Annotated in this window: 15 protein-coding genes and 1 pseudogene; 7 read left to right on the top strand and 9 right to left on the bottom strand. The window is 40.8% G+C overall.

Annotated features, from left to right (window positions below; all coding sequences use genetic code 11):
- Nucleotides 1–104: 104 nt before the first annotated feature.
- Complete coding sequence (locus NYE54_RS14635) at nucleotides 105–959, bottom strand: MBL fold metallo-hydrolase (RefSeq protein WP_339272707.1); 855 nt, start codon at nucleotides 957–959, stop codon at nucleotides 105–107.
- A 446-nt stretch (nucleotides 960–1,405) separates the two neighbouring features.
- Between NYE54_RS14635 and NYE54_RS14630 the strand changes: the two genes are divergently transcribed.
- The 5 genes from NYE54_RS14630 to NYE54_RS14610 are packed head-to-tail and all read left to right on the top strand — an operon-like array spanning nucleotide 1,406 to nucleotide 5,867.
- The gene (locus NYE54_RS14630; RefSeq protein ID WP_339272705.1) at nucleotides 1,406–2,833 is read left to right on the top strand and encodes a PQQ-dependent sugar dehydrogenase; all 1,428 of its coding nucleotides are present in this window, start codon (nucleotides 1,406–1,408) and stop codon (nucleotides 2,831–2,833) included.
- 29 nt (nucleotides 2,834–2,862) lie between these two features.
- Nucleotides 2,863–3,669 carry an ATP-binding cassette domain-containing protein gene (locus NYE54_RS14625; protein ID WP_339272704.1) on the top strand — a complete coding sequence of 269 codons (807 nt, stop codon included), beginning with the start codon at nucleotides 2,863–2,865 and terminating at the stop codon, nucleotides 3,667–3,669.
- On the top strand, nucleotides 3,669–4,526 hold the full coding sequence (locus NYE54_RS14620) for an ATP-binding cassette domain-containing protein (RefSeq protein ID WP_339272702.1): 858 nt from the start codon (nucleotides 3,669–3,671) through the stop codon (nucleotides 4,524–4,526). The genes NYE54_RS14625 and NYE54_RS14620 overlap by 1 nt, the downstream gene beginning before the upstream one ends.
- A gap of 1 nt (nucleotide 4,527) precedes the next feature.
- Complete coding sequence (locus tag NYE54_RS14615; RefSeq protein WP_339272700.1) at nucleotides 4,528–5,292, top strand: energy-coupling factor transporter transmembrane component T; 765 nt, start codon at nucleotides 4,528–4,530, stop codon at nucleotides 5,290–5,292.
- Nucleotides 5,289–5,867, top strand: coding sequence for a hypothetical protein (locus NYE54_RS14610; RefSeq protein ID WP_339272698.1), 579 nt, complete (start codon nucleotides 5,289–5,291; stop codon nucleotides 5,865–5,867). The genes NYE54_RS14615 and NYE54_RS14610 overlap by 4 nt, the downstream gene beginning before the upstream one ends.
- Nucleotides 5,868–6,244: 377 nt before the next feature.
- Here the strand turns inward: NYE54_RS14610 and NYE54_RS14605 are convergent, their stop codons facing one another.
- From NYE54_RS14605 to NYE54_RS14590, 4 genes are all read right to left on the bottom strand, one after another.
- On the bottom strand, nucleotides 6,245–6,994 hold the full coding sequence (locus NYE54_RS14605) for a class I SAM-dependent methyltransferase (RefSeq protein ID WP_339272696.1): 750 nt from the start codon (nucleotides 6,992–6,994) through the stop codon (nucleotides 6,245–6,247).
- 96 nt (nucleotides 6,995–7,090) lie between these two features.
- Entirely contained in the window at nucleotides 7,091–7,525 is a 435-nt protein-coding gene (locus tag NYE54_RS14600; RefSeq protein WP_339272694.1) for a GNAT family N-acetyltransferase, read from the bottom strand.
- A gap of 796 nt (nucleotides 7,526–8,321) precedes the next feature.
- Nucleotides 8,322–8,651, bottom strand: coding sequence for a hypothetical protein (locus NYE54_RS14595; RefSeq protein ID WP_339272692.1), 330 nt, complete (start codon nucleotides 8,649–8,651; stop codon nucleotides 8,322–8,324).
- Nucleotides 8,652–8,684: 33 nt separating this feature from the next.
- Nucleotides 8,685–8,870: a Spo0E family sporulation regulatory protein-aspartic acid phosphatase gene (locus NYE54_RS14590; RefSeq protein ID WP_098743599.1), complete on the bottom strand. Its 186-nt coding sequence runs from the start codon at nucleotides 8,868–8,870 to the stop codon at nucleotides 8,685–8,687.
- A 162-nt stretch (nucleotides 8,871–9,032) separates the two neighbouring features.
- On the opposite strand from NYE54_RS14590, the gene NYE54_RS14585 reads away from it, so the two are divergent.
- Entirely contained in the window at nucleotides 9,033–9,284 is a 252-nt protein-coding gene (locus NYE54_RS14585; RefSeq protein WP_098743596.1) for a helix-turn-helix transcriptional regulator, read from the top strand.
- 654 nt (nucleotides 9,285–9,938) lie between these two features.
- Here NYE54_RS14585 and NYE54_RS14580 read toward each other — a convergent pair.
- On the bottom strand, nucleotides 9,939–10,994 hold the full coding sequence (locus tag NYE54_RS14580; RefSeq protein ID WP_339272690.1) for an ankyrin repeat domain-containing protein: 1,056 nt from the start codon (nucleotides 10,992–10,994) through the stop codon (nucleotides 9,939–9,941).
- Between the two features lie 399 nt (nucleotides 10,995–11,393).
- Nucleotides 11,394–12,026 carry a TetR/AcrR family transcriptional regulator gene (locus tag NYE54_RS14575; RefSeq protein ID WP_339272688.1) on the bottom strand — a complete coding sequence of 211 codons (633 nt, stop codon included), beginning with the start codon at nucleotides 12,024–12,026 and terminating at the stop codon, nucleotides 11,394–11,396.
- A gap of 203 nt (nucleotides 12,027–12,229) precedes the next feature.
- Here NYE54_RS14575 and NYE54_RS14570 point away from each other — a divergent pair, with 203 nt between their 5' ends.
- Nucleotides 12,230–12,580 carry a hypothetical protein gene (locus NYE54_RS14570; protein WP_339272686.1) on the top strand — a complete coding sequence of 117 codons (351 nt, stop codon included), beginning with the start codon at nucleotides 12,230–12,232 and terminating at the stop codon, nucleotides 12,578–12,580.
- Between the two features lie 140 nt (nucleotides 12,581–12,720).
- Here the strand turns inward: NYE54_RS14570 and NYE54_RS14565 are convergent.
- Both NYE54_RS14565 and NYE54_RS14560 read right to left on the bottom strand, forming a co-directional pair.
- A pseudogene (locus NYE54_RS14565) lies at nucleotides 12,721–12,847 on the bottom strand (beta-hydroxyacyl-ACP dehydratase); the annotation flags it as partial.
- A 264-nt stretch (nucleotides 12,848–13,111) separates the two neighbouring features.
- Complete coding sequence (locus tag NYE54_RS14560; RefSeq protein ID WP_219930283.1) at nucleotides 13,112–13,207, bottom strand: putative holin-like toxin; 96 nt, start codon at nucleotides 13,205–13,207, stop codon at nucleotides 13,112–13,114.
- Nucleotides 13,208–13,366 lie beyond the last annotated feature (159 nt).

The raw sequence follows: 13,366 nt of genomic DNA, 5'->3' as shown, positions 1-13,366 counted from the left end.
AATGGAAAAGAAAAAGACCGCCCTGGCTAGGAGAACGGTTTTTTTTCGACCATCTTACGTGATCGACTACTCTTTATGCGGTAAACTATACTTAGTTGTGTTCCTTATTTCTTCTGTGATTTTAATATTTCATCATTAACAAACGCCTTTAAGAAGAAAAGCTCATCTCCTTGAGGGGTTCTATGATTCTCTTTCTCAAAATACTCTATGCATTGATCTAATGATGTTGAATTGGCGGCTCTACTACTTAAGGTAAGATCTTCCCAAAATTGATTCATCTCATCGAGATCACAAATGGATTCATGACCAAGTAAGAAATGACTCGCATCATATTTTTGAATATCTTCGATCATCGGCATTAATTGAGATTTTTTATAATGAAATAATGAATTTGTAGTTGTACCATAAACACTATCACCTAAGAAGATGACTTTTTCATCCGGTATATAAACAACCGTTGAATCATCCGTGTGCGTACTTCTAATTGTTTCAATCATACAAGTTTTGTTACCCAAATCAATATGGAGAGATCCTTTGAAAACGATATCTGGAGCGTTTAATTTGAATGACTCTCTCTCTGGTATTTCCTTCTGTATAATCTCCTTACATTGTAAAGACATATTATTAGATTCTACATAGGCATTAAGAGAATGATCATCATACGAATAGCTTCTCCAAACATTCATTTTTCGATGGGTTAAATCATTAACAATGATCATTGCATTGTATTCATTCATCCCTAAGAAATGATCCCAATGAGCATGCGTTATGACCAAATATTTAATAGGGGGAACATGTAGCTTATTTATTTCATGTAAAAACTCTCTCGCATGTTGAATGGAATTCCCACCATCTACGACAAGGCTATATGTATCTCCGCAAACTAGCCCTAAGGTCGGTCTTTCTTTATCATTTTGGTTAGATAAATAATAGATCGATTCACTTAATTTATTTAACATGTTCAATCTCCTCTTCATTAAGCTTTAATAGTAAAGAGAAAATCTGCATGCTATTTTAAATAAAACATATAGATTTTCTCATATTATTTTTTTACCAATGGAATCACCTCCCTTTTCTATTAATCATCCACATTTATGCGCTTCTTACCTATAAAAAGATTTAGACCGCCCTCTCTACGGTAACGGTTTATTTCGACCACCCACTTAGCGGCCGACTGCTCGTTATGCAGTTATGGTGCTCAGGAGTCGTGTTCACGCGCGGCTAACTTACATATTCTTACTTCAGTATATCTCATTTTATAAACGATGTTATAGATATTCATTGTGAAGTTTTATTTTATTCATATTCGACCTGTTACTCCTTTTCGCTATCCGCTCTCCCGGAATAATAAACCGTTCTAATCATAAGCTTAAACAAGAAAGCCATAAAAGGAGGGTTAAGTGAATTGACGAAAGTTAAAGTTAGTTTGCGGCCCATTGTTAGCAAGCTAAATTTACCCACTGTATTGAAAACAACGATTCTTCCGGGCGACTCCATCGAAAGATTATTTATTGCAACCCAAGTAGGAGAGATCTTTTACATAGGAAACGGAGTTATAGAGACTTTCTTAGATATTCGCCCACGAATCCTGAAACTAGGTGGATCTAGCGGCGGATATGATGAACGGGGGTTGCTAGGACTAGCATTTCATCCTCAATTTTATTATAATCGTCTGTTTTATCTCCACTATTCAGTAGCTGGAACCCAAGGTCCAGGGGCTTTTCCAGGTGCTCCTCCTGAATCTTTTAAGCCGAACCCGTGCGATGCTAGCACCTTAAACCTGAAGTGGGAAAATAGAGAACATCAATACGATCATATCGATACAGTCGAAGAATGGATTCTGCAATCGAATGGCCAACCTCAAAAAAGGCGGACATTACTTAACCTCAGAAGGCCGTTTTTAAACCATAACGGTGTCAATAGCTTAAACTTTTCCCCTGAAACAGGAAGGCTTGTTTTGACAACCGGTGATGGCGGATCAGGCTATGATCCGTTTAATTTGAGCCAAGACGATATGGAAATCGCAGGTAAAATCATCGAAATTGATGTCGTTAAAAATACGTTTATCGATAATCCGCCCGTAGTTACACGCTTTAATGAACTGCCCGTACCCATTCAGGAAACGCTTACGGTAATAGCCAAAGGCGTTCGCAATATACCCGGCATTTCATTTCAAAGGTTTTATAATCAGTTTATCAAATACGTAGGAAATGTCGGACAGGATCTCGTAGAGTCGATTTTTTCGTTCGTTCATTATAAACCGATACCGGTTACTCAGCTTATTCAAGCTTCTTTAGTGAGAACGGAACTTGACCAAGAAGGATTTATTAACTTCGGCTGGCGCGGTTGGGAAGGTGCTTTTCCGACCTCGATCATAACCGGCTGCTCTGCAAATCCAGCTTTGAACGAGAAAACAATTGCTTATTACGATGAAGCCGTAAAAACTGCCGTACGGCGTCTCCAGCCTCTGACAAGTTATTTTCATGAAGATTCCCGAACCGATAAGTTTAGAGCAACTGCACTTACAGGAGTACAGCCCTATATGGGAAATGAAATCCCCTCTTTATCAGGAAACGTTGTGTTTACCGATCTCGCTCGAGGGAATGAATCTCAACTTCCCGTAAGAGGAGCCTTAGCATATACCAGGGTAAGAACGGATGGTAAACTACATGATTTTCATGTTATTGAAACCGACTATCCGTTTGGGTCTCAATCCGCGTATTATGTTAGTTTGGGAACGAATCTGAATCAAACCAGACTCTATTTAGGGGTTTATGGCTCGATGAAAGTGGCTGATGCTAACCAAGGTACCGTTTTTGAAATTATTCCATGATTCATAACGAACCCAAGCCGGAGGGAATGATGGACAGCGTTATATCGTTCAACAACGTATGGTTCCGGTACGATTCGCGCCAAGATTGGACACTTCGAGAAATCAATCTAACCCTTGATGAAGGAGAATGGCTTACGATCGTGGGTGGTAACGGTTCTGGAAAATCAACGTTAGTTCGATTGATTAACGGTCTGCTCCAACCTACATCGGGAGAAGTCACCGTTTACGGAAAGACAACATGTGACCATCAGAACTTATGGAATATTCGCCAAAATGTAGGTATGGTGTTTCCCAACGCGGAGAATCAGATTGTTGGCATGACCGTTCAGGAGGATACGGCTTTTGGCTTGTATAATATCGGCGTTTCCCCGGAAGAAGCAGAATCCCGATGCCGATCCGTCTTGCAATTGCTTGGACTCGATGAACTGAAAGATCGTCCTCCGTATTTTCTATCTGGCGGGGAAAAACAAAAGCTCGCGCTTGCCGGAGTTCTGGCCATGGAGCCCAAAGTGATCATTGTTGACGAATCCACTTCCATGCTCGATTCCCAGAGCGCCCGGCAAATTCATGAGATCCTGTCCGAACTGCATCGAAACGGATTTACGATTATCCAGGTGACCCATGAGGTCGAAGAGATTTTCACTGCCGATCGTCTTGTTGTGATGCAAAAAGGTAAGATCCAGTTCGATGGAACGCCCGAAGAAGCGGAGGCAAATTCATGCGTTTTTACGGACTCTGGCCTTCTCCCTCCGTTTTCTGTTCGAATGCGTGATCTTGCCAAGCAAACAGGGCTGAGTTTACCTACTACGAATGAATTTGAGTTCGGGGATGAGTGATGGATATTGTTTTGGAGAATGTCAATTGCATGCTTGCGGCCAGAACCCCTTTTCATAAAAAAGCCATTGATCAAATCTCGCTGCACGTTCCTGCAGGGCAGTTCGTGGCGATTATGGGGCCAACCGGGAGCGGAAAAACCACATTGGGACAGTTGATTGGAGGCCTGATCCTCCCTCAATCAGGGGTAGTACGGATCGGACCTTACCGAGTCAATAAAAAATCCGACCGCCTCCGCCTTTGGAAAGCAATCGGATTTTTGTTCCAATTCCCCGAGCACCAAGTCATGGAGGATACAGTTTTCAACCATATCGGAGCCGGACTACATCGAATAGGTCCAAGGCGGGAATGGGTTGCCGAGCAAGTGAAACAAACGATGGAAGCCGTAGGGTTGTGCTTTTCACAGTTCAAAGACCGGTCACCATTTCAAATCAGCAGCGGTGAATTGCGGCGGATCGCACTAGCAGGAGTACTCGTTACGGAACCGAAAATTCTCATTCTGGACGAACCGACAGCGGGTCTGGATAGCTGGGAACGGAGCAGAGTGTTGTCGTATATAAAGCAAATTCATGATGAGAAAAAAATGACGGTTCTCTACATTACTCATCGGCTTGAAGAAGCCCTCGAATACGCTGATCGGATTCTCGTGTTAGACCATGGTCAATTGTACGTGGATTTCCACCCTTCTAAAATTCAGGATCACTGGCGGCGGCTGGAGCGAATCGGTTTTGTGAAAACGCCCCTGCTCCGTTTTATAGATTCACTCGAAAAACAGTTCGTCCAAAATATGCTCGAAAGTGTATATAAAGAAGAGCAATTGATGTCATTCATCACAAATCTCTCTAGGGAGGAACTGTGACGTGCAATGGTTGAAGTTGCTGTCTTTCGGGCCGTCTATGAACACGCGCTCTTTTTTGCAGGACTTGGATCCTCGTTCAAAACTTATCTTTACAGCGACATATTTATCTTTGGTTACCATTTCAAATGATCTAGTCAGCGTGGTTTTCTATGCAATCGTTGGGTTGTTGTTGGTTCTCGCCGCCCGATTGCCCCTAGCTTATTTATGGAACGGCCTGCAGGGTATGCTTCCCCTTCTGCTCACGCTGTTTTGTTTCCACATCCTGTTAGGCGATCTTAAACATGCAATTCTCCTGCCTTGCAAGCTCATTTTTTTTATCACAACGGCTATAGCGCTCAGTGCAACGACTCCCCTGACCAAGCTGGCTGACGGACTAGCGTCCATCCTACGCCCGCTTACTCGCATTCGATTTCCGGTTCAGAATTTCGTATTTATGATCTCGGTGGCCTTCCGGTTTATTCCTCTCTTTATTGATGAAGTCGACTCCATGTTGAAATCGCAAAAAGTGAAACACGCGCGTTATAAAGGCGAAGGCCTTCGAACCACATTACAATCTCTTCTTCAGCTTCTCGTCGCGCTGTTCGTTGCCGTGCTTCGCCGTGCAAACCAACTGGCTCTCGCGATGGACGCTCGCTGTTACTTACCGGGAAATAAAATCCGGGCACGCCGTTTACAGTTTAGTTGGCGCGATTGGTTGACGATCATTTCTGCGCTGGCTCTGCTTCTGATCCATGTGCTGTTGAAAGGAGAAGTTTTTGAACGATGAATCCCATGAATAATTACTGGTTAAAGCCCGTATGTCCAGAAGTTTCAGAGATTAACACCCGTTTTGGAGCGGCCCAATTTGCCACAAGAAAAATGATTACGGTCGCTTTTCTTGCCGCGCTATCCGTCATTTTTCAATCCATGGGAGGGTTATTGCCAGGGATAGGCTACTTGATTAGTCCCCTCGCCACAGCCCCCATTGTGTTAAGTACGATCCTTTCCGTCGGTTCCGGTCTGACCGCCTATTTGCTCACGATGTTGCTTCTCTTTTTTATCCAACCAAGCGAACTGATCGTTTTTCCTTTCACGACAGGCTTATTGGGGCTTGGGATTGGCGGTTCGCTGATATATTTGAAAATACGTTTGCCGGTCGTGATTACCGGGTCGTTGTCTTTGTGGGCGGGAATCCTTTTGTTGCTATACGTTTTTCGATTTCCTGTACTGGGCCCGGCAGTTTCATCTACATTTAGCCTGAGTACGATCACCATCGTTTATGTGTTCTCGCTTTTCTACAGCTGGCTTTGGGTAGAAATAAGCAGGTATTTCATTAAAAAAATAAGTAAAGGGATTACTTGAATAAGACTGGACAATCCATGCTATCAGCGTTTTTTTAGTAATCAATAAGTTTCTTCATTGCAGTCTTTCTTCTACCACCCGAAAATAATGCTCCCGAAATTTCTAATATCTATTGTTCTATTATAATTTCCATCAATAATCCATTCATCATTTTGAATAAGCTCTCTTTGAAACTTCATATGATGCAATAATTTCCTCTAACGTTCCTGTTTTCAAGACGCGAGCCGGCCTTAGATAGCTCCTATCTTAGGTCGGCTCGTGTGTCGTCTGAGTTATCTCGTGTACTTCCTATTTCCAAATCTCTCATTCAAACCCAGCCTTTATATACAAGTATTTCAAGAGTATTATCCTGATGGCATCGCAAAGATATCACCCGACTACAGCTTCCTTGCTTTAAAAATTGCTGTTAACGGAACCATTTGCGATTTTTTGTTCCAATCACTAAGTTCGCCTGTTAATTGCAAAGTTTCGTCGTTTGTCTGCTCAATCAATTGCTCAATTACAAAACCTGCCTTCGCCAAGGTGTTCACGTAAGTTGATATTTTGCGGGAGCAAAGTAAAACATTTTTTCCGTCAAGATCTCGCTCAGACCATGCTTCATCAAAATAGCTATTTTTAAAAAAGGCTCTTCCTTCTTCAAATGCCACGCTCATATGGATAGGATGCGACCAACTGAAAATAAACACACCATCCTTTTTCAAATATGATGCAACCCTGTTGAATGTACCCTGTATATCCGTTGTCCATCCAATTGCATAAATTGAATAAACATAATCAAAATAATCGGATGGTAGTCCGTGTTCCTCTTCCATTGCCCCACAAATCAGCTTAGCTGTATAGCCACTTTCTGAAAGGCATTTCGCTGCCTTCTCAATTTGGTTTTTAGAAATATCTATTCCCCATAGCTCAGCGGCCTTGTTATTGCCATGATATTTAAGAGATTCACCGTTGCCGCATCCAATATCTAAAAGTTTTTTGCCTGCTACATCACCAAATAAGTTTAATTCATTTTCCGTTAAAGTATTACAACCGTAATAAGGCAGTACAATTGCTTCTAAAAAATCATTACCGTTCTCGTCCCAATAAATCTTATTCGTGTTATGTATATTGCTAAAAGTTTTGTTCATATGATTGCCTCCACGTAATATAATGATCTTACTTCACAATCTGCTCCTCGAATTGCCTCTCTGAAAAGCCTGTTAAACAAATTCTCTTCTACAAAGTCAAAGACCTTTGTCAAAGCAGTATGAATCTTTGTCATAACCATTATGTTCATAAAAGGCATGGGCATCTGTGCGTTTGAATCCACTACATAAGATTATGGTTGAAATCCCTTTCCCCTTGGAATAATCCTCCACATATTTAAGCAATTTTGTTCCTATTCCTTTATTCTGAAGTTCTATTTGCACAGCAAGACCCTGGATGTGTAAGTAACCAATTTCATCTCCAAATGATAACGCCTGTACCGTTGTAATAAAACCAACCACTTTATTTTCAAATAATGCTACAAATGTTTTATAGTTCCCATCTTTATTCATTCTCTCTAGCGTAACGGAAAAATTATCAAGATTAACCTTACGGTTTCCTAACACATTAATCCATAATGTTACTACCTCAGGATAATCATTTACTTCAATTTCACGTATTATAACTTCCATATTCACACCGCCCAATATATTAATTACAAAAGTTGCGAAGATTAATAATATAAATTCTGACTATGGTTATATTCTAGTTGAACCAATTTCTTGAGATCCTGGCGTTTAAACATATTTTTATCCCGACGATTTCAGATAACGTTCTTAGTTACTTCTTCTTTGAGCAAGCTTCCCTAATTTCAATGATCTTCTATATAAGAATTTGTCCATATCCTTGAGAAAAAAGATTTCGTCTACTACCTTCTTCAGGTGTATAAAAACGATACTGTACAAGAAAATCTAGAGGATGTTTTCTTATTGTTTCATAAGGAACCCACATAAGTATATCTTCCTTTCTTTTTTATAATGCTTTGCTTTAGGCAATTGCGTATAACGCGCGAACCCGAGAGGCTTAAAGGAGAGCCAGCGACTGGGTTCGACGGACTTAGCCTCACAAGGTTGTGAGTTGAATTCACTTCTCTTGTTCCCCGAAGCGTAGATACGATGTTATACGATGGACCTTTTGAGTAAAGCACCCTATTCTTTATTCCATTTTGTCTTGTTTATTTCTTCTTTTATTTTAAAGCTTATTTCAAATCTATTTCGTACACATTGGTAAGGCTGCTACGTAATATAATACATCATATCAATTTGTTACCCATTGGAAAAATCCAATAGCGGTGACCAGATACCCAAGTAGTGTGGAGTGGTTCAAGTCGGTGAGTAGAGATAAAGAATGAAGTAAGGGACAGTATAAGGAAGAACATAAAATAGCCGAAGCGTGTAATACTGAAGCTTCGGCTTATTTTAGTTCAATTCAAGGTTGTTTCGCTTTATGGACATTTGGCTTTTCGCTTTCTCCATCTGATCTCATCGAATGACTCAGCAAGGATACAGTGAGTTGAATGCCATCCCGTAGCCCTTGCATGTACAGCAGCTCATTCTGTATCCCTTTGCTTATGATATGATGATTCCCCCACTCTGCATATTCAGGCATCCGCTTCACGTCCTTGCCTGCAAACAACGCTTCAAACGCCTCGTCTGCTTCCCCACATACCTGACTTAATTCAGGATCATGTTCGATTCGTGCAGACACTTCATCCAGTCTGCTTTGAAGCGCTTGTTGAAACCACGGTGGAAATTCCATTGTTTTGCCTCCCCTACCTCTCATTTACAGTACTCATCGTGCAACCCGATTACGTCTCGCTTTCATGTCTTCATATCGGGCTACCAGTTCATCGACCCTTCGGCTCTGTGCCAGAACCTCAGGGTTATCGGATAACGGAATCGACTGCTTCACTGACTCTTCTCCAAGCTTATTCAGCTTTCGCCGTTCCTCCTCCAATAAGTTGTGCAACCGGCTCATCCATCCACACCTCCGATGGGTCTAAAATTCATCTTCTCTTGTTAATGCTAGAAGGAGCAGTCTTTTTAATGCGATTATCGGTTTATTTTATTTTAATTCGATATTCGCATTAAAACAACCGTAATTTCTCTTACAATTTGGATGAAATGAGGGGTGTTACTGATGAAGCATAGACAAGAACCACCTGGGAACAAAAATATTATCGGTTCCCGAGTGATAGCTATCCGGAAAAGTAGAGGGATCAAGCAAAGAGAATTCCTTGCCAGATTGCAAACATTAGGGCTAGATATCAGTCAGACCAGTCTCTCACGTCTGGAGGGTCAAGATCGTCTCGTTCAAGACTATGAAGTCGTGATGATCGCCAAAGCTTTGGAAATCTCTGTGGGGTATTTACTTGGGGAAGAAACTGAGTAAAGAAAGTAAGGTTGCACTACAGTACCATCATTCCGTACACGATCTAGCATTTCCCTCATATCTATAAGCACCATAAAATTAATAATATATCTATTCGTCAACGACCGGATCCTGGTAATTTACTGGTTACTTCTTCTATGACTGTCGGAGCAGTTACAAAAGCCAAAAAGAGACAGTACGATAATTACTCCCTCCTTACAAGCAGACGACCTTCCAATAGATTGAGCTGATTCACGAATAATTAATTAGAGTGGAATTAAGACAAGAGTCTTCTACGAAATATTCCAAGTTCTTCTCCCGCTCATTTTGTATACAAGTAACCATTAAATGACCTTCTGCGCAAACAGAGAGAGTTAGTCATGAATGTAAGCGATTAAAATTGATAATAAAAGTTTTTATTATCAGAATATTTAGAACTTAAAGGAGGGCGTTCTTCAGCCATGTAGATGGCTGAGGGACGCCCTCTTTAAAATGTAACACAAGGAAATCTGTCTTTGGTAAAGAAAGAAGTTCTTGAAACAGTATTACCCATGTGCTGGAGTTTCTCGTTCAAAAATAATATGCTCACAGGAACATTATTTTTTAGTTTGGAACAAGAGCGAAACATTTCACTCCGTTCGTTTAATTGTATTGAATTAAAATAATTTCCCCTTGTTATCGCTTATAGTCAGGCTGTTCCAGAGTAATAGGATTCGGATTGCTGAGTACCCAATGCACTGCCAGTTCGCACAGTCTCGCAGGTTCATCACTACCATTTCCGTTGTGAAGTTCTTTCGCTAATGTTACTGCCTCCTGAAGTGAAACGGGATTTAATGGTGTACCCAAGCTAAAGTAATGAATCAAACTATTGAGCATTTTACGATATTGATTATCCCAGTTAATACCGCCATTATCTAAAATTTCGTATGACACTTTACCGGTAATCCGGATAACCTCCCCCTGTAGGGTTTTCGCATGTCCTTTTGAAGGGATAAGTAAATTCCAGAGTTCATTATGTTGTGCCTGCCATCCCTTTGTTGATACTGTTATTGAAGAGGCGCCGTCGTGCGTCTTTCGCTTCTCTACTGGAGTAACATCAAATAGCTCATATAGACGTAAAAGTGCCTCATCGGTTTGATTCAAATATTCTTTATTAAAACCTTCTCTGTGAAATTCAAAGTCATTTCCGATTCGTTTAACAGAATCTTTCATTTCCGGCGTTACAGTTGTTCCAGCGTTAAGCAAAATATCGGCAACTTCCGCCATATTGACAATATCCGCGTTTTTGCACAATGCCAAAGCTTTTTCTAATGGAGTCTGTTTCATCTTATTTTTTGCGCTGATATTTGCACCTTTAGTAACCAATGTGTGAACCGCTTTTGGTTTAAATGAACCTGCGGCGGCAAATAAAGGTGTCTCGCTTTGATAATCAGTGGCTTCTGTATCTGCACCCAAATCAAGCAGCAACTCCGTATTACCACACCAACTCATTGCATGTTTGTGCAAAGGCGTTGCTCCGTAATTATCTCTAGCATTTATATCAGCACCCTGTTCCACGAGCCAGCGAACCAATTCATTCGGTACTTGGTAAAAGCTCAAGGCTGTTGATTTACTGTAACCGCCACGGGCATCCAATTCACATTGGGTAAACACCTCTTTTAATGCAGATAGCTCTCCTGCTTCAATGAGCTCATCAAAATTTTTCGGTAAGGTTTTTCTTTTCTTGCCCATATGTACTTTCTCTCCTTACGTCAGAGTTAATAAATTTTCTTCATCACATATAAACTCTACATTTTACCATATTTTTCATTTTGCAGCATTAAAAATTGCAATTGAAATCAAATTTCAAGAATATATTATTTAACATTATCTTGCAATCATTTCTGGTAACGTTCGTGTATTCACGACGCCCCACCACCTTAAAGGAGCGAAGCGACTGGCCTCGACGCAGTTAGCTGGTACGGGTGTGTCCGGCTGAATTCGCTTCTTGTATACTGAAATGATTCATCGATCCCGCTTCGGACTGCTGCCGGACCTAGGGTCGACAGGACCGAAGCATTAATAATATGTTAACTGAAGTAATCCCCTCCCCAGATCAAACATCTAATAATTTTGGTTCGGATTAAAGGCTTATGTCCTAACTGGATCAGATCCCATTGTTGGGGAAATTCCGTACAATTGATTTATCCCGCTGCTCAGGATACTGGTAATCATAAGTGCAATGGTTCGGGGAGATTGCTGCATTCCAGTTTCGATCCAGTTCAGAAGAATGCTGAGATTGGAGGCAGCGAAGTAAGCAATCATATAGTCCTTCGGGACGATCGTATCGGCCAAATCCGGTCGGTTATCGAGGATTTTGGAGAGGTGATGTTCTTTCAAAAAATCCTTAATTCGAACAGCGAAAGCAGGATCTCCATTTGGGCCAAGGATAACCTTGAAGAAATCAGCGTGCTCGCCGTAGTATTCGATAACCTTCACCATTGCGGGATCGGGCTCATTTTTGACAGCGTAGGACAGATAGTTGTAAGGATTAAGATTCTTCATCCTCTCTGACAAGCCCGTCCATATGTCAGCTTTCACCCGTTCGAGTAATTCGATTGCATCTGTATAGTGTAAATAGAAGGTGCTGCGGTTTAAACCCGCTTTCTCCGTAATATCACTGACGGTAATACGGGATGGTCCTTTTTCCTCCAGTACCTTTATGAGAGCTTTGTATAGCACTGCTCTTGTTCGTGCCTTTCGACGATCCATTTTCTCGGCCATACTGATTCAACTCTGATTTAATTTTTAAGAAAATCGACAGTTCTTATCACAGATATCGATTATGCAACAGATCTGGATAATATCAATGATTGAATAGGTCATTAATTTTTTTTAATATAATCATACGATAGGTTATTCAACACTGCTGTTGATTAACTCCGATCAATTTCCTAAAAATACCTTGAATTGGAGGAGAGAGGGATATGGGAGTATGGGACTATTTTACACCAGAGCAACAGGAAAGACTGAGTAAGAGAATAGAACAAGTGAAAAATGAATTGGGTCTGGAGGAATTTAAGAAATTGAGAAGTGAGTCGAATGAAGTCGTCTCCAAACTAATCAAAGGATTTGAACAGGGAGTACCTCCCGAAAATGAAGAGATTATCGCTTTAGCCAAACGTTTAGATGAGAGTCAGGCTATGTTCAATGAACGAGATCCTGAGTTGGAAGGAACGATTGAACGATTTCACGTTGAAAACCCTGATGAGAAAGATCATGGAATGGATTTGAAAATCTACAGATATATTGAGAAAGCTAAGTCTTACATTAGATAATTATTTAGCTATTGGTTGATTGCATTTACTCGATTAAAAACATTGAGCAGGTATACGAATGACGAACAGTTGGAATGGTTTCAAACCGGGTATTATCGTTGCCTCTATTATCAATGTACTAGAATAACATCATTCCGTTCATTCATATACCACTCATTACTTGAAACATTTTTATATCCCTTAGCCCATTTGTTTTTCGACTTCCAGCACTTTATCAATTAACAAAAATGGATACCTATGAGGCAGAATATCTTGAATATTAATCATTTAAGAGACTTGTCTTTCAATATGTTGTATTACGTCTTAACACGCCTGTAATACGCTTTTCTATTCTAGTTTTGTCGTCTTTATTATGCTTCAATATTCTTTAATCCATTTCCTGTTCACTTCTTTTTCCAATTGTGTTATCATACTTTGTAAAGAAGCCGAGTGCGGCTAACACTCGGCTCAACAATTGGCTTGGATGGGTTATCCCTTCTGAGTTAAAAAGGAACAAAAACCCACCTCTGGCTCTAACCTTGGGGTGGGTTCTTACTTTCTCTTGTTGTTAGAATTGATGTATGTTAAAAGGGCAAGGATAAACGATCCAAATAAAAACATGATCGTCAAAGCATCCTTTACTTCCATGGCCTCACCTCCTTTCGAAGGGAAACCATGCCCACCCAAGATTCAACTGTCTTTCCTATTGTACCATCCTCGCAGAATTGTCTGCCTGAGGTCATCTTCCCCCCGAAAACCCTCGGGTAGACCAAGGAGCATCAGCAACGCCGTGTAGATATGGTGTTA

The sequence above is a fragment of the Paenibacillus sp. FSL K6-1330 genome (assembly GCF_037976825.1).
In the GTDB taxonomy this organism is placed as follows: Bacteria; Bacillota; Bacilli; order Paenibacillales; family Paenibacillaceae; genus Paenibacillus_AQ.
This window is presented reverse-complemented; position numbering and strand designations above follow the sequence as displayed.

Excerpts from the sequence above, each read along its gene's own strand:
- NYE54_RS14635 (WP_339272707.1), bottom strand. The coding sequence starts at position 959 with ATGTTAAATAAATTAAGTGAATCGATCTATTATTTATCTAACCAAAAT.
- NYE54_RS14625 (WP_339272704.1), top strand. The coding sequence starts at position 2,863 with ATGGACAGCGTTATATCGTTCAACAACGTATGGTTCCGGTACGATTCG.
- NYE54_RS14620 (WP_339272702.1), top strand. The coding sequence starts at position 3,669 with ATGGATATTGTTTTGGAGAATGTCAATTGCATGCTTGCGGCCAGAACC.
- NYE54_RS14610 (WP_339272698.1), top strand. The coding sequence starts at position 5,289 with ATGAATCCCATGAATAATTACTGGTTAAAGCCCGTATGTCCAGAAGTT.
- NYE54_RS14605 (WP_339272696.1), bottom strand. The coding sequence starts at position 6,994 with ATGAACAAAACTTTTAGCAATATACATAACACGAATAAGATTTATTGG.
- NYE54_RS14600 (WP_339272694.1), bottom strand. The coding sequence starts at position 7,525 with ATGGAAGTTATAATACGTGAAATTGAAGTAAATGATTATCCTGAGGTA.
- NYE54_RS14595 (WP_339272692.1), bottom strand. The coding sequence starts at position 8,651 with ATGGAATTTCCACCGTGGTTTCAACAAGCGCTTCAAAGCAGACTGGAT.
- NYE54_RS14590 (WP_098743599.1), bottom strand. The coding sequence starts at position 8,870 with ATGAGCCGGTTGCACAACTTATTGGAGGAGGAACGGCGAAAGCTGAAT.
- NYE54_RS14585 (WP_098743596.1), top strand. The coding sequence starts at position 9,033 with ATGAAGCATAGACAAGAACCACCTGGGAACAAAAATATTATCGGTTCC.
- NYE54_RS14580 (WP_339272690.1), bottom strand. The coding sequence starts at position 10,994 with ATGGGCAAGAAAAGAAAAACCTTACCGAAAAATTTTGATGAGCTCATT.
- NYE54_RS14575 (WP_339272688.1), bottom strand. The coding sequence starts at position 12,026 with ATGGCCGAGAAAATGGATCGTCGAAAGGCACGAACAAGAGCAGTGCTA.
- NYE54_RS14570 (WP_339272686.1), top strand. The coding sequence starts at position 12,230 with ATGGGAGTATGGGACTATTTTACACCAGAGCAACAGGAAAGACTGAGT.
- NYE54_RS14560 (WP_219930283.1), bottom strand. The coding sequence starts at position 13,207 with ATGGAAGTAAAGGATGCTTTGACGATCATGTTTTTATTTGGATCGTTT.